Source organism: Panacibacter ginsenosidivorans (assembly GCF_007971225.1).
GTDB lineage: Bacteria > Bacteroidota > Bacteroidia > Chitinophagales > Chitinophagaceae > Panacibacter > Panacibacter ginsenosidivorans.
In genome coordinates this window covers 4,709,611-4,727,940 of record NZ_CP042435.1, presented here as the reverse complement: position 1 = coordinate 4,727,940, position 18,330 = coordinate 4,709,611, and the positions used below count along the sequence as shown (strand labels likewise).

The 18,330-nt window shown below is 37.4% G+C and carries 21 protein-coding genes; 7 read left to right on the top strand and 14 right to left on the bottom strand.

Translation table 11 applies throughout. From position 1 onward, the window contains the following. Positions 1-9: 9 nt before the first annotated feature. The 7 genes from FRZ67_RS20090 to FRZ67_RS20060 form a co-directional block, all read right to left on the bottom strand. Positions 10-270, bottom strand: coding sequence for a hypothetical protein (locus FRZ67_RS20090; RefSeq protein ID WP_158638416.1), 261 nt, complete (start codon positions 268-270; stop codon positions 10-12). Beyond that, positions 257-1,651 carry a radical SAM protein gene (locus FRZ67_RS20085; RefSeq protein ID WP_147192365.1) on the bottom strand — a complete coding sequence of 465 codons (1,395 nt, stop codon included), beginning with the start codon at positions 1,649-1,651 and terminating at the stop codon, positions 257-259. The genes FRZ67_RS20090 and FRZ67_RS20085 overlap by 14 nt, the downstream gene beginning before the upstream one ends. Positions 1,652-1,819: 168 nt before the next feature. Beyond that, positions 1,820-2,608, bottom strand: a complete 789-nt coding sequence (locus FRZ67_RS20080; RefSeq protein WP_225975413.1) for a prolipoprotein diacylglyceryl transferase — start codon at positions 2,606-2,608, stop codon at positions 1,820-1,822. A 106-nt stretch (positions 2,609-2,714) separates the two neighbouring features. Beyond that, entirely contained in the window at positions 2,715-3,743 is a 1,029-nt protein-coding gene (locus tag FRZ67_RS20075) for an aldo/keto reductase (RefSeq protein WP_147192363.1), read from the bottom strand. A gap of 97 nt (positions 3,744-3,840) precedes the next feature. Further along, positions 3,841-4,284, bottom strand: coding sequence for a hypothetical protein (locus FRZ67_RS20070; RefSeq protein WP_147192362.1), 444 nt, complete (start codon positions 4,282-4,284; stop codon positions 3,841-3,843). A gap of 232 nt (positions 4,285-4,516) precedes the next feature. Next, entirely contained in the window at positions 4,517-5,536 is a 1,020-nt protein-coding gene (locus FRZ67_RS20065; protein WP_147192361.1) for a S41 family peptidase, read from the bottom strand. 173 nt (positions 5,537-5,709) lie between these two features. Then, a complete protein-coding gene (locus FRZ67_RS20060; protein ID WP_147192360.1) occupies positions 5,710-6,021 on the bottom strand; it encodes an antibiotic biosynthesis monooxygenase family protein in 312 nt (103 codons plus the stop codon). 473 nt (positions 6,022-6,494) lie between these two features. Here FRZ67_RS20060 and FRZ67_RS20055 point away from each other — a divergent pair, with 473 nt between their 5' ends. Beyond that, positions 6,495-6,989 carry a hypothetical protein gene (locus FRZ67_RS20055; RefSeq protein WP_147192359.1) on the top strand — a complete coding sequence of 165 codons (495 nt, stop codon included), beginning with the start codon at positions 6,495-6,497 and terminating at the stop codon, positions 6,987-6,989. Positions 6,990-7,444: 455 nt separating this feature from the next. Here the strand turns inward: FRZ67_RS20055 and FRZ67_RS20050 are convergent, their stop codons facing one another. The 5 genes from FRZ67_RS20050 to FRZ67_RS20030 all read right to left on the bottom strand — a co-directional run bounded on the left by FRZ67_RS20050 (position 7,445) and on the right by FRZ67_RS20030 (position 11,573). Continuing rightward, positions 7,445-8,071: a thioredoxin family protein gene (locus tag FRZ67_RS20050; protein WP_225975412.1), complete on the bottom strand. Its 627-nt coding sequence runs from the start codon at positions 8,069-8,071 to the stop codon at positions 7,445-7,447. A 42-nt stretch (positions 8,072-8,113) separates the two neighbouring features. Continuing rightward, a complete protein-coding gene (locus tag FRZ67_RS20045; protein ID WP_147192358.1) occupies positions 8,114-8,851 on the bottom strand; it encodes an SDR family oxidoreductase in 738 nt (245 codons plus the stop codon). Between the two features lie 235 nt (positions 8,852-9,086). Next, on the bottom strand, positions 9,087-10,007 hold the full coding sequence (locus tag FRZ67_RS20040; RefSeq protein ID WP_147192357.1) for an NADP-dependent oxidoreductase: 921 nt from the start codon (positions 10,005-10,007) through the stop codon (positions 9,087-9,089). A 92-nt stretch (positions 10,008-10,099) separates the two neighbouring features. After that, the gene (locus tag FRZ67_RS20035; RefSeq protein WP_147192356.1) at positions 10,100-10,993 is read right to left on the bottom strand and encodes an NmrA family NAD(P)-binding protein; all 894 of its coding nucleotides are present in this window, start codon (positions 10,991-10,993) and stop codon (positions 10,100-10,102) included. Between the two features lie 151 nt (positions 10,994-11,144). After that, positions 11,145-11,573 (bottom strand): MarR family winged helix-turn-helix transcriptional regulator, encoded by a 429-nt coding sequence (locus tag FRZ67_RS20030; RefSeq protein ID WP_147192355.1) that lies wholly within the window; start codon positions 11,571-11,573, stop codon positions 11,145-11,147. A 164-nt stretch (positions 11,574-11,737) separates the two neighbouring features. On the opposite strand from FRZ67_RS20030, the gene FRZ67_RS20025 reads away from it, so the two are divergent. Both FRZ67_RS20025 and ruvB read left to right on the top strand, forming a co-directional pair. Beyond that, entirely contained in the window at positions 11,738-12,181 is a 444-nt protein-coding gene (locus tag FRZ67_RS20025) for a DMT family transporter (RefSeq protein ID WP_147192354.1), read from the top strand. A gap of 124 nt (positions 12,182-12,305) precedes the next feature. After that, the gene (ruvB, locus tag FRZ67_RS20020) at positions 12,306-13,334 is read left to right on the top strand and encodes a Holliday junction branch migration DNA helicase RuvB (RefSeq protein WP_147192353.1); all 1,029 of its coding nucleotides are present in this window, start codon (positions 12,306-12,308) and stop codon (positions 13,332-13,334) included. Here the strand turns inward: ruvB and FRZ67_RS20015 are convergent. Beyond that, complete coding sequence (locus FRZ67_RS20015; RefSeq protein WP_147192352.1) at positions 13,327-13,506, bottom strand: hypothetical protein; 180 nt, start codon at positions 13,504-13,506, stop codon at positions 13,327-13,329. The two genes, ruvB and FRZ67_RS20015, sit on opposite strands and share 8 nt — an antisense overlap. 256 nt (positions 13,507-13,762) lie before the next feature. After that, complete coding sequence (locus FRZ67_RS20010; protein ID WP_225975411.1) at positions 13,763-14,584, bottom strand: alpha/beta fold hydrolase; 822 nt, start codon at positions 14,582-14,584, stop codon at positions 13,763-13,765. A 256-nt stretch (positions 14,585-14,840) separates the two neighbouring features. Here FRZ67_RS20010 and FRZ67_RS20005 point away from each other — a divergent pair, with 256 nt between their 5' ends. The 4 genes from FRZ67_RS20005 to flxA all read left to right on the top strand — a co-directional run bounded on the left by FRZ67_RS20005 (position 14,841) and on the right by flxA (position 18,302). After that, complete coding sequence (locus tag FRZ67_RS20005; RefSeq protein WP_147192351.1) at positions 14,841-15,305, top strand: hypothetical protein; 465 nt, start codon at positions 14,841-14,843, stop codon at positions 15,303-15,305. A gap of 102 nt (positions 15,306-15,407) precedes the next feature. Then, positions 15,408-15,890, top strand: a complete 483-nt coding sequence (locus FRZ67_RS20000; protein WP_147192350.1) for a MarR family winged helix-turn-helix transcriptional regulator — start codon at positions 15,408-15,410, stop codon at positions 15,888-15,890. Continuing rightward, positions 15,887-16,357: a GNAT family N-acetyltransferase gene (locus FRZ67_RS19995; protein WP_147192349.1), complete on the top strand. Its 471-nt coding sequence runs from the start codon at positions 15,887-15,889 to the stop codon at positions 16,355-16,357. The genes FRZ67_RS20000 and FRZ67_RS19995 overlap by 4 nt, the downstream gene beginning before the upstream one ends. A gap of 355 nt (positions 16,358-16,712) precedes the next feature. After that, positions 16,713-18,302 (top strand): flexirubin biosynthesis tyrosine ammonia-lyase FlxA, encoded by a 1,590-nt coding sequence (gene flxA, locus FRZ67_RS19990; RefSeq protein ID WP_147192348.1) that lies wholly within the window; start codon positions 16,713-16,715, stop codon positions 18,300-18,302. Positions 18,303-18,330 lie beyond the last annotated feature (28 nt).

The window sequence follows — 18,330 nt, the reverse complement described above, 5'->3', positions numbered from 1 at the left end:
AGTAGTGAATTATAAAGTACAAACTGAAAGTCCAATTAATAAAACAATAGCTGCACTCAACAGTGCTGATTTGCCATAAGGTCTTGTTTTTTCAAAAGGCAATAATATTGACGATAAAACAATCAGTAAAACAAATATAAAAATGATCAGTATGCCTAAAGCAATAAATTTATAACGATCAGTGCTTGTAACATTCATCCAAATGACAGGCGTAATACCAGCCAAAGAAAACATAAGCGTAGCTATTTTCTCATATCTACACATTTTCAAGTTGCAATCTTTTTACAATCTCTTCCTTCTCATCTCTGTAAAACATATTCATTGTTTCAAACGGAATTATTCTTCCATCTTTATGTACAATATGAACGCAGCTTTTCTTAATGGCTCTTACATCAAAATCCCAGGCATCAATAAAACGCATGATAATGATACGAAATAAATTGTCATAACTCAAGCCCGGCGCATGGATGTGTGGTAAACAACAAAGCAGCTCTTTTACATTATCATCTACTCTGTCTACAGAAATTCCAGTACTGAAAATCTTTAGCATGTGTGCATGCAATTGTTCGTCCTGTTCATACACGATGGTATTGCGGCTGTTGTTAAGCAAAATGGCAGGATCAACATAACGTGTCATTGGAAAAACCTGCCCGGCAAGTTTTAATGCATAACCCATTACCAACGCATCGGGATTGCAGGGAACAGGAATTAGATCATTCGGCTGAAAAATATTTGTTTGATCAAGAATTTTCTGCCGCACATCGGTCATCGTTATTCTATCTGTTGCCGGATCAAAATGCTCCAGCCTTCCTGCAATTTGTGTGGGTTGTAATGTTACTCCCCTTACACAAGGTTGTTTTAATGCATATTCTATAATAGAACCAATCTCATCATCGTTCAAACTCTTTTGCAATGTAACAACCAATGTTGTTGAAAGATTGAATTCATTCAAATGCTCCAACGCTTTTTTTCGAATATCTGTCAAATCCTGTCCACGCAAGGTTTTCAACACTTCCGGTTTGAAGGAATCGAATTGTAAATAAATTTCAAAGTCGGGCATGTAAGATGCAAGCCTTCTTACAAATTCTTTATCTTTTGCAATACGAATGCCATTGGTGTTGATCATTAAATGTTTAATGGGTTTCGCTTTTGCAATGTCAAGTATCTCAAAAAAATCAGGGTGCACAGTTGGTTCACCACCACTTATCTGCACCACATCAGGCGTTCCTTCATTGGCAACAATAATATCAAACATATGCTCCACTTCCGCTATTGTTCTGTGTCTTCCATAATGTGGAGAACTCATGGCATAACAGGTGGGGCAGGTAAGATTGCAACGATCAGTTATTTCTACTACCGTTAAACAACTATGCTGTTCATGATCCTGGCACAAACCACAATCATACGGGCAGCCATAATGTGTTTTCGTGTTAAACTTCAAAGGCATTTCACTTGGTTTATTGTAGTTGCGGATGTTCTTATAATATTCCACATCTGTTGCAATAAGTACTTTATGAAAACCATGATCAGGGCAATTCTTTAACATGAAAACATTGTTGTTTTCAAAAACAATTTTTGCGTCAACTCTCCGTAAACATTGCGGGCAAAGGCTTAGCGTGAAGTCGTAATAAGTATAAGGACGTTCGGGCATATAAAAGTTTATCGTTTTGAGTTTATAGTTTTAGGCCTGTTTAAGAGTTTACAAGTTCACAAGTTTCATGTTTAATGTTATATAGCGTATAAACCTCATAAATGCGTGAACCTTGTAAACCCAGCTCCCAAATGATCTAACCGTACAAGCGTGCGACGCAACGATGCATCACACATGTTCTGGAGCCGGGCTCATGATTATTTTTACTTTGTTTTCAATTAATTTTTTCGGATTGATAATATAATGATAGTAATATACTACTCCAAGCAAGCTTGTGATTTGTATTGTTGATAAACCAAGTATTGACGTGTAGGTTGGTTTTATAAAGTCGAGCATGAACCGAAAGAAACAGTAACCTATAAGAAAGAGCTTGAATCTTGCGCCATTTTGCAATGTGAATTTTTTTTCTATTTGAACGAGTGATATCCAAAGCAGTAATAAAAAAATGATCTCATACAAACAAACGGGATGACGTAATAGGCTATCGCCAAGATGCATGCCCCATGGTAATGTTGTTGGTGAACCATACGTTTCTTCATACACGCCCATACTAAAACAACCAATGCGGCCAATAATGAGTGCGAGTATCATTGGATAAGTAAATAAATCTCCGGATGCATGTTTTTCTTTGATGATCTTTTTTATCAGCTCCACGCCAAGTAAACCACCAAGAAACCCACCCAGCACAGTTTTATTTTGATAGAAGTACACGAACTTATTAGCTGATTGCATCAATGCAGAAACGTTTTCCAAACCACCCATTAAGCGACTGCCGAGCAGCGCACCGAAAATGGCGCCGATCAAAATCCAAACACGGTTTTCTGAATGAATTACATCACCCTGCCTTTTTCTCAGGAACATAAAATACCTGAAGCCAATAAAAAAAGCGAGTGGCTCCATAATACTATGCAGCAAAATTTTTGTTGAGCCGATCGTTATTTCAACGGGGAATTGCAAGTTGGTTATTTAAGGGAAAGTTAGCGGATTATTTTTTTAAACGATAGTTTGAATAGATCAAATAAAAAAAGCGCTGTCACAGGCAACGCTTTTTTTATTTATAGTTTTATAACGAGTTTCTTTTCTCTATTTTATTATAGAAACCACCAAAGTTATTCAGCTTCACTCCTTCTTCTTTATAAAAATTTCCGGGAAAACCAAGATCAATTTTACTTACTTCATCAAGACGTTGCATGTCTTCATCAGGAATTACAACATCAATTACTTTTAAATTTTCTTCTAGTTGCTGGAGCTTTGTAGCACCAACAATTGGTATAGAAGAATAACCTTGCTGCATCGTCCACTTCAATGCCACATGTGAGGGCTCTGCACCAAGTTTTTCCGCAACAGCTATAACTTCTTTTGTTATGCGCTGGCTGTTTTCATTAAGCCTGTTACTACCTTCTTTTATTCTGCCTTTATCTCCGCGCAAATATTTTCCGGTAAGTGCACCACCGGCAAGCGGCGCCCATGGCGTAAGCGTCATACCAAAATGTTTTGCCATAGGAATAAGATCACGTTCAGGTGTACGTTGCAATAAACTATATTCAACCTGAAGCGCCACAAACTGGCTCCAGCCCATCAATTCAGCTATGGTATTACCTTTTGAAACGATCCATGCAGGTGTATCACTGATGGCTGCATAAATTACTTTGCCTTGTTTTATCAAATCATCAAGTCCACGCATCACTTCATCAATGGGTGTAAGGTCATCCCATATATGCAGGTAAAGAATATCAATAAAATCAGTTTGCAAACGTTTCAAACTTTTTTCCACACTGCGCATCATATTTTTGCGGTTATTACCACTTGCATTTGGGTTCGTTTCATTATCCTTCAAAGAATATTTTGTTGCAATAACCCAATAATCACGGTCTCTGTTACTTACAAATTCACCTATGATCTTTTCACTTGTACCAACTTTGTAAATATTTGCGGTATCAATAAAATTACCACCCGCATTTGCATAGGCTTCCATTATTTCAAAACTTGTCTGTTTGTCTGCGCCCCAGCCTGCTTCTGTTCCAAAGCCCATGGTGCCCAAACATAATTCTGATACTTTTAATCCGCTTCTTCCCAGTAATTTGTATTTCATAGTTGTTATTGTTTATCATACAAACTTATGGAATAAAAAATGCAATGCTCACATACATGGCAATAGTGAGCCGTAAATTTTTTGTAAATAGAAAAGTTTACGCAACTAAATAATCCTGATAAATGATCACTTCAATTTGACTTGTGGCAGCAGGTGTTGGAGCTTTTGCAGGAAGGTTCCATATCCATATTAACAAAAACAACAATGATAAAAGAAAGAAAAACATTTCTGCAAATACAAATCTTTTAAACCACCTTTTTGCAGTACTAAAAGAAAATATATTTATTGCAGCAGCGGCATCAAGTTGTTGAGGAATATGTTGCTTTAATTCTGCGGCAAATATTTGTATGAACCACGATGTAAGTATCGTTAACAGGAAAAAGGCGATAGCAAGTTTCATATTTGTAATGTTGGCAGCAGCAACGCCTTTTGTAAGCAGCACACTTACACAACCGGAAAGAGAAAACATACTTAAACCGGTTATCCATTTGCTCCATTCTGATACCGAATCTATCGTTAGCTTTTGAGGATTTTGTGCCATAAAAAAATTTATTCTAAATTAATTCTAATTCATGATTATTTTTTTAATTTTCTCTTAGTCTCTCAGCCATTGTACTTGCTTTGCACCAGTGCTATCTTTGACTAAACAATGAACAGAACGTACAAGTGAGTGACACAACGAAAGCTTAATAGCAGCATTGCAGTTAAGTACATAAAAAAGAGCATTGAAATAAATGAATGCTCTTTTCAATATTAGCTGCAGTGCAATTTTTCTATTGCATCTTTTCATTTAACCATTTAACTGCAGCTTGTATCTTTTTATCATTAGCCTGGCCAAAGAAATCATCGCCAATTATTTCTACATCCGGTTTTACATTTTCCAAATATTCTTTTCCTGTTTTATCTCTTAGTACATCAACACCGATAACGATACCGTTATTGGTACCTGGCAAAAGAAAACCGAGGTTACCTGTTGTATAACCCGCAGTTACTTCACCAATCAGTATTGTATTTGATCTTGCATGTAAACCGGCAGCAAGACATTCGCCTGCGCTTCCTGTTACAGGACCAATAAGCACCGCAACAGGATATTTACTAAAATCGCCGCAATTGTTTTTTAGTGCAGTGAAAATACTGTCATTAATAAGTATACCATTTCCTTTGATGGAAGATTTACCGGTTGTATTTCCTTTATTGTCTTTTGTTTCTGACACTAACCCATCACCGTAAATATTGCTGATGCCTGCATACATAGGAAACATGTTACCACCCGCATTCAAACGAAGATCAATGATAAAGCCTTTGGTTTCCGTTGTTACATTTTTACAAAGAGAATCCTGTATGCGCTGTGCAAAGTTTGCCATTGCTTCAGCAGTTTGCCCGCCAAAAAAAGGAATAGAGATATACGCAAATTTGTTATCGATAATTCCATTATAAAGTTTCGGGCCTTTTGAGGCAACATATTTTATATTATCGCTGATGCGTGAAGTATCAGGTTTAAAATTTGGGTTACGATATTCCTGGTCATCTAACACAAGCCAGCCATGTTTATCTCCCAAACTGTTGAATGCAAATTGCAATGCTGATCTTGTGTCATTATAATTTTTTGCATCTTTTGCAAGTAAGTAAGTGCTGTCTCTTACAATTTTCCAGTTTACTTTATCCGTATAGATAGAATTGTGCTGTAAAATGTTCAATGCGCTGTCGAGGAAAATTCGAACGCTATCCGGTGTTTGTGCTTTTGCCTGGGAAAAAGTGATGGCTAAGATAAAAGCAAATGTTATTTTTTTCATGTGATCCTGGTGATTATATTATGCAAATATGCATCAAGGCAAAAAAAGAAAATTATGCCACTGATTGAATTGCCATTTTAAATACATGAACTGTATATCTATAAAAAACCCGGAACAATGCTGTTGTTCCGGGTGGTTAGATGCACGATAACAATTAAGGCAGTAAATAAAAATTAAGCATTAACCATGATTTTTGTTTCTGCCAAATTGTACGTTTTTAATACGGGTTTGCTTTTGTACATGTCTTTTACCTTATCAACCAGCGCCCTGTAGGTGCCGGTTGCTTCGTAAGCATCAGCATCTGCTTTTGATATCCATTCGGTAAGAGAAATGAAATCATCGTTTTCATTGGTGGGTTCCAGCAACCAGATACCCAGGTTGCCTTTTTGGCTTTTCACTACAGGAACAATTTCTTCGTTAAAGATCTTTCGAAGATTTTCCATTTTATTAGATTGAACACCGATAAAAGTGAGTCGTGCAAACATAAGACCTCCTTTATTTTAAGTGAAGAAAAAAATTTAAAAAACGGCTGGTGATCGTTTCCTGTGCAGTGAATATATTCCGGCTTTTGAAGTATATAAAGATACGTGTATGAACGGCCTTTCTGCAAGAAAAGTTTTATACGTACAAAATCAATTGTTTAGCTGTAATGCGTAACATTTTTGATAAGATCATCTTAATACCAGGAACTGATTTTTTTAACCCGGCTGCAGCATTTTATAGCATCGCCTGTTGCGTCGCACTCTTGTGCAATGGATGCTATGTGCGGCTTTATTGAAGCATAACATAATAGTAACAAAACAAAAAATTAAAGCAAGCCGTTTTTAAACGTTTAGAAACGTTTAAAAACGAAAGTCGACAATTGGATTTGCGCTATCAATTTGCACTGATAATCAATAATTGTTTATAGATTTATAGCGGCAATACAATCGTAAGCGGTTATTTTATTTGACACACCATGAAGATTTTAATAGCTTGTATAGCGACACTTTTATTTTATCAATCTTGTCAAACAAAGACAGAGCAAAGCAAAGAATTCAAATCGTTCTTTAATAAGTGTGACGAACTTAATATTGTTTATTATTCTAAAGACACGTTTGTTTTTAAAACCGTTGACACTTCAACAATTAAAAACTTTACCGAACTTATTTCCGGGGACAATGACAACGAATTGCCAGACTCAAGCCAGCAACCACAAGAGCAACTAATTTATAAGAGTAAAGGAAAAATATTTTTTACTGCCGATGTATTTAATCATTATGACAAAAAAGGAGTTTTAAGTGATTATGTCAGCTATACCTTAGAAGAAAAAAAATGTAAGCATTTGCTAACATATAGGACAGGTATGGGAATTGACGAGATTTATCAACATAAAATTAATCCTATTGGCAACCCATGGACAGATATCGACACAACAAAATTTCATTACGAGGACATCAAAAACAACCGCTAACATTGAGTTTTATGCAAGTTGGGCTTGACCTTGTAACATCAGCTAATTGCAAATCCCAGCTTTAGTTCCAGCAGACGAATAACTATCAGCTTTTGTACATATTTTCAATTAGCAGCCGGTTATCGGCAGACGGAATACTAATTCCCGACCTGCATAAAGCCCTGTTCGTTTTCTTTCTTACAATGTCCCGCATCGTTATAACTCAAACTTTCACGCAGCTATTGCTACAAAAAGGATAGCTGCGTAAGTTGGTCTGCTCCGCAATTTGAAGTTGTAGAAATTCTTATAAAATCTCTTCAGTGCAAAAACATGCCCTTTGAAAGTCCATCATTGTTTTGAACGTACAAGTGTGCGACGCAACAAAAGCTTCATGGCAATCCAAAAGTTTACTACATAAAAAAAGAGCATTGAAATAAATCAATGCCCTTCAATCACTGTAACCATTCTAAAGATTCTTATAATGAGTCTTGCAGCAAAGCCAACAAATCTTTTTGTATGCTTACTGTTTTATCCTTTGCATACCATTTATGAATTTCTTCTTTTATAGAATCGTTGTTCATTGCATTTGCTTTCATGTGATAAAACAATTCCTGCAAAGCATGTGGGCGTGGGCCCCAGTTGAACAATTCGTTGTTGTGTTCATCAAGTACAACCAACTTTGGAATGCTTTGACTTTTTCCATTTGTAAGATATTGGTTCATTAACTCAAGATGTTCATCACGCAACAAAAATTTCAATTGAATATTGCTGTTGAGTTCTGCGATCTTGTTTAAAACCGGAACGATCTGCGCCGCATCACCACACCAACCTTCTGTAAGCACCAGCCATGTTTGCGGCGCAGATATCTCACTGATCCTCTCACGCAATTCCGGTATTATTTCTGTTGTTTTATCTAAACGGTTCATGCGAACCACGTTGAGTTTGCTGTATTCTACAAGACTTTCGCTTTCTCTTTTTGCAGTAGATTTTCCCACCATCAAAAATGCATCGATAAGCCTGCGGTACTCATCGTAATACATTCCCCTGTCTGTGTAGGTTGTACTTACATGATTTCTTATAGCTTCATTAATTACTGCTTCCATAATTATATAGACGTTGTGTTTATGCTGAACTTACAATTCAAATTACCATGGTAATTCCTGGCCGAGATGTAAATATTTTCCGTTAGGACCATTGTCATCTATTAATGCCAGTTCAACTGATGTTTTAGCGCCATCCTGTACATTCATTGGCGCGGCATCTGTACCCATGTCTGTTTTAACCCAGCCAGGATGCGCGGCATTTACTTTTATTCCCGTGTTTTTCAAAGCATGTGCAAGATGCACCGTGTATGAATTCAACGCTGTTTTAGATGTGTCATACGCAAACAGCTTTGAATCATAGATTGGTGATGTTGGATCTGCATGCAAGTTTAATGATCCAAGAATACTGCTTAAGTTAACTATGCGACCAGCTTTACTTTTTTTAATCAGCGGCAACAGCTTGTTTGTCAGTTTTACGACACTGAAAAAGTTTGTATCTAATGTTTCTCTTAAAACCTGTTCCCCGATATTTTCTGCAGTATTCTCTGCCCAGCTATTGCTTTCAACCTGAATACCTGCGTTGTTGATCAGAATATCAAGTTTGCCATACTTATTGTCGATGTAATTGTATGCTGCATCAATGTCTGCATCATTGTCAACATCAAGTTTTAAAAATTCTACATTCAATCCCTGTTGTTTCAACTCTTCTGCTGCAGCTTTACCTTTTGCTTCGTTTCTTGCTGCTGCAATTACTGTAACGCCTTCCTTTGCTAACTGTTTTGCTGTTTCGTAACCAATGCCTTTGTTGGCACCTGTTACCAATGCTACTTTCTGTGACATAATTCTTCTGTTTAGTTTGTGATAATTATTCTTTAGTTTTTCTTTTGGATACCAGCTTTTGTTTTATATGGCATCTTCGTTGTGTCACTCACTTGTACTTCCTGTTATAATGGCGACAACAACGATCAAAAATTCAAAGAGCTTCTATTGATTATTTTTTCAAAAGTTTGAATGCATGATTTCACATTCTTGCTTCGATGTTTTTGGAATCAGCAACGGCTATTCCAAACTCCCTTTAGGGGATGGGGGTTAATACAACCTTTCCTCTTGTTCTTCCTTTATGCACATGCATTAATGCTTCTTTCGCTTCTGTAAGCGGAAAAGTTTTTTCTACAAATACTTTTACTTTTTCTTCTTCTATCAATTGAACAATTTGTCTTAATTGTTCAGGATTAGAGATAAATAAAAACCTGGTGGCGCTGATATCAAATCCTTTCAGTAATTCTTCTCTTGGCCCTGCGGTTATAGAGACATATTTTCCACCAGGTTTTAATACTTTAAAAGATTCGAGCTGTACCTCAGGCGTAGCCACGCTATCAAAAACAACATCTGCATTGCTTGTTTTATCGGTTAGCTTATATTTTGTGTAATCAATCACCTCATCTGCACCAACTGATTTTAGAAAATCAATATTTCTTTCAGATGCAGTAGCAACAACATACGCGCCTTTCCATTTTGCAAATTGTAATGCAAACAAACCCACACCACCTGCTGCTGCGTGAATGACCACTTTTTGTCCACTCTGCAAATTGCCGTGATCAAATAAACCCTGCCATGCTGTTAATGCTGCAAGCGGCACTGCTGCTGATTCTGCGAAAGAAAGATTCTTTGGTTTGTATGTAATGTATTTTTCTTTTGTTGCAACAAATTCAGCAAAGGCACTTTGCTTTGCCCATTCTAATGATCCGATTATTTCATCGCCGACTTTGTAGTTCTTTACTTCGTTTCCTATTGCTTCAATTGTTCCTGCTATATCGCTGCCGAGAATATGTGGTGGATTAAAATATCCATTCAAGGTTGCTTTCCAATCTACTGGGTTAACTCCGGCTGCTTTTATTTTTACCAATACTTCATCCGCAGCAATAACAGGTTTACCAATTTCCTCTACAACTACATCGTCAAATGATCCTTTCTCTTTTATAAAAACTGCTTTCATTATTTGTGCATTTGCTGAATAAAATTGTTGCCGTACAAGTGAGTGACACAACAAGTGTTGAATAATGATTGTTCAGCTCACTTCATAAAAAATTAATTAGCGTTATAAGCTGCTGCAAAGATCTTTGCAAAGTCTGCAAGTTTTGTCTTCCCTAAAGTTGAAGGATGATTTTTCCAGTAATCTTCATACATGATTCCTGAGTTAACGGCTTCGCCCATTTCAACATAGTTCTTTGTAATCTCTTCAGGAAGTCCTGCTTGTTTCATTCCATCATAAGCTTGTTCATTAGTGAATGAAACCCAGGCCAGGTCTGGCTTTCCGATTGCTTTACCAATTTCGTTTGCAATAGCATTTGTAGAAACTTCATCACTTACTATATAGCGAATAGAATGCCCGGTGAAATTCAATTGAAGTAAAGTTTCGATAGCAACGGCGGCGATATCTGAAGGATCAACAAGACCAAATTTGTTGCCTGTTACATTAAAGTTTGAACCAATAATTCCGGCATTTTTTATAAGCCCGATATTGCTAAATAAATTTTGATAGAAGTACGCAGGGCGAAGATGTTTGATGTTTACGTCAGTTAAACTATTGAGCGCTTCTTCTGCAAGATGCAAACCACTTACGGGACCAACGCCATTCTCTCTGTGTGCGCCAACGCTGCTAAGGTTTACAACATATTTTATGCCGTTTGCTTTAATGGCATCAGCATAATTTTTGCCAATACTTCCGATCCATTTCTTCCATTCAGCTGCACCAAAATTTGGCGGAACCATTGTGTACACAGCGTTTGCGCCTGCAAAAGTTTTGGTAAGAAAATCTACATCTTCAACAGAACCTACTGCAGCTTTTGCACCTAATGCTTCAATAGCTTCAACATTTTGTTGTTTAGATGTGATGACTGTTACATCATGTCCTGCTTTTAATAGTGCTTTAGTTACGGGCAAACCTATATTGCCCAATGAACCGGTGATAACGTATTTCATTGTGTTTGGTTTTTATGTGTGATAATGATTGGTTAGTCAGCTTGTGATCACAGATTGAGCATCGTTGTGTCACTCACTTGTGCTGCATATTTTCATCGCAGTATATTATCTTTCTGTTAATTTGTATATACAAGTATTACGGAAAAAAAATTTAATCTTCGAATTTATCAGCCATTTTGTTCATGATAGAAACGAGACGACAAGTCTCATCTTTACCAAGAACACTTGTACATGCTTCATGAAAGTTATGTGTACACTCTTTCAATCTACTATATAATTCCTTTGATTTTGGAGTTGGGTAAACATTCGTAAGTTTACCTTCCGTAGTACGCACCACTAATTTCTTTTCCTCAAGTTTTTCAATCAAACGTGTAATGGTACTGGGTTGTAGCTGCAGCTGATCTGCCAATGCGCCTGGTTGTACGCCTGGCTCCTCTATAACATGCATCAATAAATATCCATGACTGGGAGCAAGCCCAACAGGCTTCCAGCTTTCCACCGCTATCTTCTCCACCTTACGGGCAAATGCCGCAGAAGAAAAATATACGCACTGATTATATTTGCTTTCCGACGCTTTCATTAACAACACAAAGATAAAGGGGTTTTATTTGTATATGCAAATATAATTTCACCTTATTTTCATAAAAATTTCTTAAAGGATGAAACGCCATGTAAAATTTTTGAAATACGGGAACATATATGGGGCGTTCCATCCGACCTTATTAAAACAATAAAAAAGTTCGAATGAAATATGTGCTACTGTTTCTAACCCTAATAGTCGGTGCCATGATACCCGCGCAAGCCGTTTTAAATACGAGACTTGGCAGGCAGATCGGTGGCCCGCTAATGGGATCACTAATGAGTTTTACAACTGGCATTATTTGCTTAATTGTATTAAACCTCGCTACAAATCCATCTGCTGTTGTACAATTAAAGCCAACCTCAACAGGTCCCTGGTATTTGTGGCTGGGCGGTGTGCTGGGCGCCATATTCGTTGGCTATATAACATGGGTAAATCAGCAACAAGGTGTAGCGCTTACATTTGCACTGGTGGTAAGCGGGCAAATATTCATGAGCCTTATTATCGACCAATATGGTTTGTTTGGATCAATGGTACAACCCATAACTTTGGAAAAAATAATTGGTGCTGTATTAATTATTGCAGGTTTGATATTGATAAAGAAATAAATAGGAAATTCAGTCGTCCATTGCTTTACAAAGAACAGAACGATGAAGAGTGCGACGCAACAGGCGATGCCACATCATCAAAAGCCGATATAATAAAAAAATATTGAAAGAGGAAGTTTTATAAATGAGTAACCCCAATCTACATACAGAGAAGTCTGAATTAACGCCAGCTGAAAAGGAATTTGAAAATAATATTCGGCCGAGAGAGATTGATGATTTCTCTGGTCAGCCGCAGTTAATTGAGAACCTTGTAATATTCATAAAAGCAGCAAAGATCCGTGGAGAAGCTCTGGATCATGTATTGTTTCATGGACCTCCGGGTCTGGGCAAAACAACCTTGTCAAGAATAGTTGCAAATGAACTTGGTGTAAACATAAGAGAAACAAGCGGACCAGTAATTGAAAAGCCCGGCGATCTTGCAGGCTTGCTTACTAACCTGCAACCAAATGATGTATTGTTCATTGATGAGATACATAGGTTAAGCACAGTGGTTGAAGAATATTTATATGCAGCGATGGAAGATTTTCGCATTGACATTATGATCGACACCGGACCAAACGCCAGAAGTATACAGATTAACCTCAACCCTTTTACATTGATCGGCGCAACAACAAGAAGTGGATTGTTAACTGCACCACTTCTCTCCCGCTTTGGAATTAAATCAAGGCTGGAATATTATCATGCTGAAACATTGAAGAAAATTATTCAACGCAGCGCTGGCATTTTAAATACATCGATCTCCACAGATGCTTCATTTGAAATAGCAAGGAGAAGCCGCGGAACACCACGTATTGCCAATGGCTTATTAAGAAGAGTACGGGATTTTGCACAGGTATTAAATGATGGTAAAATAGATCTTGGTATAACGCAACATGCATTGCATGCATTAAATGTTGATGAACATGGCCTGGATGAAATGGATAATCGCATACTATCCACCATTATAGAAAAATTTAAAGGTGGGCCAGTAGGCATTACTACTATTGCCACTGCAGTTGGTGAAGAGGCCGGAACATTAGAAGAAGTATATGAACCTTTCCTTATCCAGGAAGGTTTTATACAACGTACTCCCCGTGGAAGAGAAGTTACACTTAAGGCGTACGAACATCTTGGCAAGAAACCCGGTAATAATCCCGGAACATTATTTAGTTAAACAATCCTTCTGCAGTCGTAAATTGGGTAAATGTAGAATCCTGTACCAGTGCATGTGGATTATTATCCATTATAACTACAGATTCAATTTTGTTCCTTTCTACAAATGCCACAAGCGTACTGGCAAGTGCTATTGTGATAGTTGTGAAAAAGGATACATAGATGCGTTTCATGGTTAACTCCTTTCTTTAATAATTTAGCTAATAACAGTAATACAAAGCTAATGCCCGGTTTTTTCTGTGTCAAGCGTATTAATACCCAAATCTATCGTGGTTTTTAACGGACGAATGTCGGTGACTGTACTTATTGCGGCAAAGAATGTATGAGTTGTTATTATGAGCCCGGCAGACGGAATATATGGCATCTTCGTTGCGTCGCACTCTTCAACGCTTTGTTATATGCTGAGCAAAAAATATATAAGACGTTCTATTAATAATTTTTAAAAAGAAAATTTTTCACAGCATCAGCAAACTCTTTTGTACCCGATGCATGATTGTGATCTCCCGGAACAGTTGCAAATGTTGAGTTCTGCAGTAATTTTGCAAGATCACCGGCAGAACCATTGTCTGAATCTTTATTTCCGCAAATAACCAGCACAGGTTGCTTTACTTTTTGCAAAACTTCTTTTGGTGTGGAAGGTTGTGATCTTTGCATATATGCCAATGCAAGCAGGTCAAGATTTTGAGATCTTGCATAATCAACAGCACCTTTCGCTTCAGGAATGTCTTCCCCCATAAATGCGTGATAGAACATTATTCTTCTTGGCCATTCAGGGTTTGTAAAGTCTGTACCCATGCCACCCATAACAGCAGCCTTTACTCTTTTATCAAGTACTAATAATCTCGCAGTTATGATAGAACCTCTTGAATAACCAACAGCAGCATAACTTTTTATTTTCAGCTTATCCATCAGCAGCATAATGTCTTTTGCTTCTGCATCATTATCATAAGCAAGAGAATCATGTGGCTTATCAGACTTTCCATTCCCACGCATGTCAAGTACAATAACTTTATATCCTGCATTTAAAAGATCTGTATACAGTGCTCCATGCTTCCATGAATTGCTGTTTACTATAAAACCATGAATCAATAAAACGGGTTTGCCTTCACCGCTTACTTCGTAATAAATTTTTGTTCCATCGAAAGAAGAAAGATAACCGGAATCTGTTGGAAATTTTAAAGCAAGAGAATCTGTTTGCGCATTTGCTTTTAGCATAAACAGGCTAAGCATCAGTAATACAGTTAGTCGCATATAAATAATTGTAGCATTGAAGTTATCTGAATTTTGTTATCCGCAATGCTGCGCATAGATAAAATTGTACAAGTGTGCGACGCAAGTAAAGCATCATAGAAATACTTTTGACGGTTACATAATTTCCCTCTCAAAACTAACACTTGTTAAACATTCCATAAATGGATTGCTGCAACATTTCTTTAAGAGAATCTGGCGAAGGAGTTGCATTTACTGGTCAAAAGCAATTCATTTTGAAAACAAAAAATAATTAATCATGAAATCAATTCTACGCTTAAGTACACTTGCAATTCTCTCAGCATTTTTTTTCAGCAGTTGCGTAAAAGAAGTAACTGTTGCAGTAACTACAGAAAGCCCAATTACCGGTTCCTGGGTTTTAAACTCAGCAGCAGAAGGCGATTCAAAAGGTTGGTCTCCTTTTTACACCGGTCTTGAAAATGGGGTATTCACCATGTATAATAATGGCTCGGTAAGATACGATGATGCAGACGTAAGCATGAGTGGACAATGGTATATAACCACAACTACCGGTGCATTCTTTGACGAGTATGGCAGTTATTACAACGACACCCACCAGGCTTTGCAATTACATTTATCAGATCCTTATACACATAGTGCGATCGATCTCAATTTTGATAATGTAGATTTCTACAACAGTAGTTTTGTTGCCACCTATTTTAACGGCACGCTGATTGAACGTTACAGCTTCGGCCGCTATTAAGCACCAAAAAGTTATTAAATAATTATTTCCAGGAAGAATTTTTTGGAAGTAATTATTTTTCTATTTAACTATGTAACAGATTACGTAACTAGTTACATAAATATGAAAGCGAATATAATTAATGAACTGGCAGAACTGGCTTTTGGCGCAAGAATGAAAAGGTTATATGATTCCGTTTCTAAAGATGTGATGAAGATCTATGCAGAGCATAATCTTGATTTTGAAACAAAATATTTTACGCTCTTTTATCTTATCAGCAGGCGGGGGAGTATAAGCATTATGGATGTAGCCGAAGAACTAAGCCTTTCTCACCCGGGCGTGATACAGCTTGCCAAGGAACTGGAAAAGAAAGGTTTTATAGAATCCGTAAAATCCCCGGATGATAACCGCAAACGCCTTTTAAAGCTTTCGAAGAAAGGACAAAAGGCACTGCCCGAATTTGAAAAGGTCTGGAACATGATCACTAAAACCAATAAACTGATTTTTTCAAAACAACAGCACCACTTATTAAGAGCACTGGAAGAAACAGAAGCATTACTCGAAAAAGAATCCTATTATAAAAGATTTAAAAAATTAAACCCATGACAACGGTTAGCGAAGTAACAATAGTTCCTTATAACCCAAAATATGCTGCAGACTACAAGAAGTTGAACTTAGCCTGGATCGAAAAATATTTTGTTGTTGAACCTCACGATATTGAACAACTAGACGATCCTGAAATGTACATCATAAACAAAGGCGGTGAAATTCTTTTTGCAAAGTTCGAAGGCGAAATTGTTGGCACCTGTGCACTTATAAAAACAGGAGGTGCTGAATATGAACTGGCTAAAATGGCCGTGGCAGAAGAGATGCGCGGAAAACAAATTGGCAAACTTTTAGGGCAGGCAGTTATTGAGCAGGCAAGAAAAGCAAGGGCAAAAAGAGTGTGGCTCGAATCAAACCGCATACTTACAACCGCATTGCATCTTTACACCAAATTAGGCTTTGTAGAAGTACCTATCACCAGCACACCTTATGCAAGAGCTGATATAAGAATGGAAATATGGTTATAATTTTTTAGCCCTTTCTTTATAAAAACAATTTTATAAGCCCGGCTTTAATACTGCCATGAAACTTCCGTTGCGACGCACACTTGTACTTTCTTTAGGCTATTCAACATTCCGAAAACACTAATGGTTATTTGATGCATTAAATTGCTACAGTACAAGTGTGCGACGCAACAGACGCCGCCTACCTGCCAGATGCCCGGCTCATTATTCTTTCTGCTGCTTTATTAAAACCCGTTTTACTACAACGATTTGACGTTAAAAAATTTTCGCAATACAGGCGCCAAAAAAATTTGATGCCTTGCTTATATTTTATTTGCTTTGCCCCCAAAGAATAAAGCCCAACATTAATACTAAGAATATGACAGCAGTAGGGGGAAGAACACTTTCACTGGAAGATTTTTCAAACATTATTTTTAATGAGAGCATTATAGATTTAGAAGCTTCAGCACTTGAGAATGTTGAGAAGAATTACCAGTTTCTAAAACAATTCTCCACCGAAAAAGTAATTTATGGCATCAATACAGGGTTTGGTCCGATGGCACAATATCGTGTTGGTGAAGACAAAGCATTGCAACTTCAATACAATCTTATAAGAAGCCATTGCTCAGGAAGCGGCAAACTCTTATCTCCTGTGTTGTCAAAAGCGCTAATGGTTGCAAGGCTCAATAGCCTTATGCAGGGCTATTCAGGTATCCATAAAGAAACGGTAGAACTCCTGACCACACTCATCAACAAAAATATAACACCATGTATCTACGAGCATGGTGGAGTGGGTGCCAGTGGCGACCTGGTTCAACTTGCACATTTGGGCCTTATGCTTATCGGCGAAGGCGATGTGAATTATAAAGAAAAAGTACAACCTGCTGCAGAAGTATTCAGTCAATTGGGGATTAAGCCATTAACGATTCATATACGTGAAGGCCTTGCTATTTTAAATGGCACTTCTGCCATGACAGGCATTGGAATGCTCAACATTATACAGGCAAAAAAATTACTGGATTGGCTCATTATTCTTTCTGCTATTACTAATGAAGTGGTGGGTGCCTTCTCTGATCATTTTTCTCATGAACTGAATATTGTAAAACACCACAAAGGGCAGAATTGGGTAGCAGCCGCCATGCGTACTGTTTTAAAAGACAGCAAAATGATCCGCAGCCGCAATGAACATTTATACGAAGCAGATCATGTAAAACAACAGGAAGTTTTTGAAGACAAAGTGCAGGAATATTATTCTTTGCGTTGTGTTACACAGATACTTGGGCCAATTTATGATACTATTGCGCATGCCGAAAAAATTGTAACAGACGAATTGAATTCGGTTAATGATAATCCTGTAGTAGATCACCATAACCAGAATATATTTCATGGCGGTAATTTCCACGGAGATTATGTAGCATTGGAAATGGATAAGTTAAGAACTGCCATTACCAAATTATCTATGCTTTCAGAAAGGCAGCTTAACTATCTGTTGAATGATAAGTTAAACCAAAAGTTTCCTCCCTTTTTAAACCTCGGGGTCCTTGGTTTTAATTTTGGAATGCAGGGAATGCAGTTCACGGCAACATCAACAGTTGCGGAGAACCAGAGTCTTTCATTCCCAATGTACGTACACAGCATTCCCAACAACAACGACAACCAGGATATTGTAAGCATGGGCTGCAATGCAGCATTGTTCACTAAAAAGGTAATTGATAACTCATTTGAAGTATTAGCGATACAGATGATGACCGTATTACAAGCTGTAGATTACCTCAACTGCGATCACCTGATGTCTTCCAAAACAAAAGCAGTTTACACCGCCATAAGAAAGATCTTTCCAAAATTTGTAGAAGATGCGCCAAAATATAAAGACCTTGAAAAAGTAAAAAACTATTTTGAAAAATCCGATCCGCTTGCATTTATCAACAGTGGTTCAACCATTCCTGCAACTATACCGGTGATTGAGTAATTTGCAGTAAATGAATTTTCCCAAATAA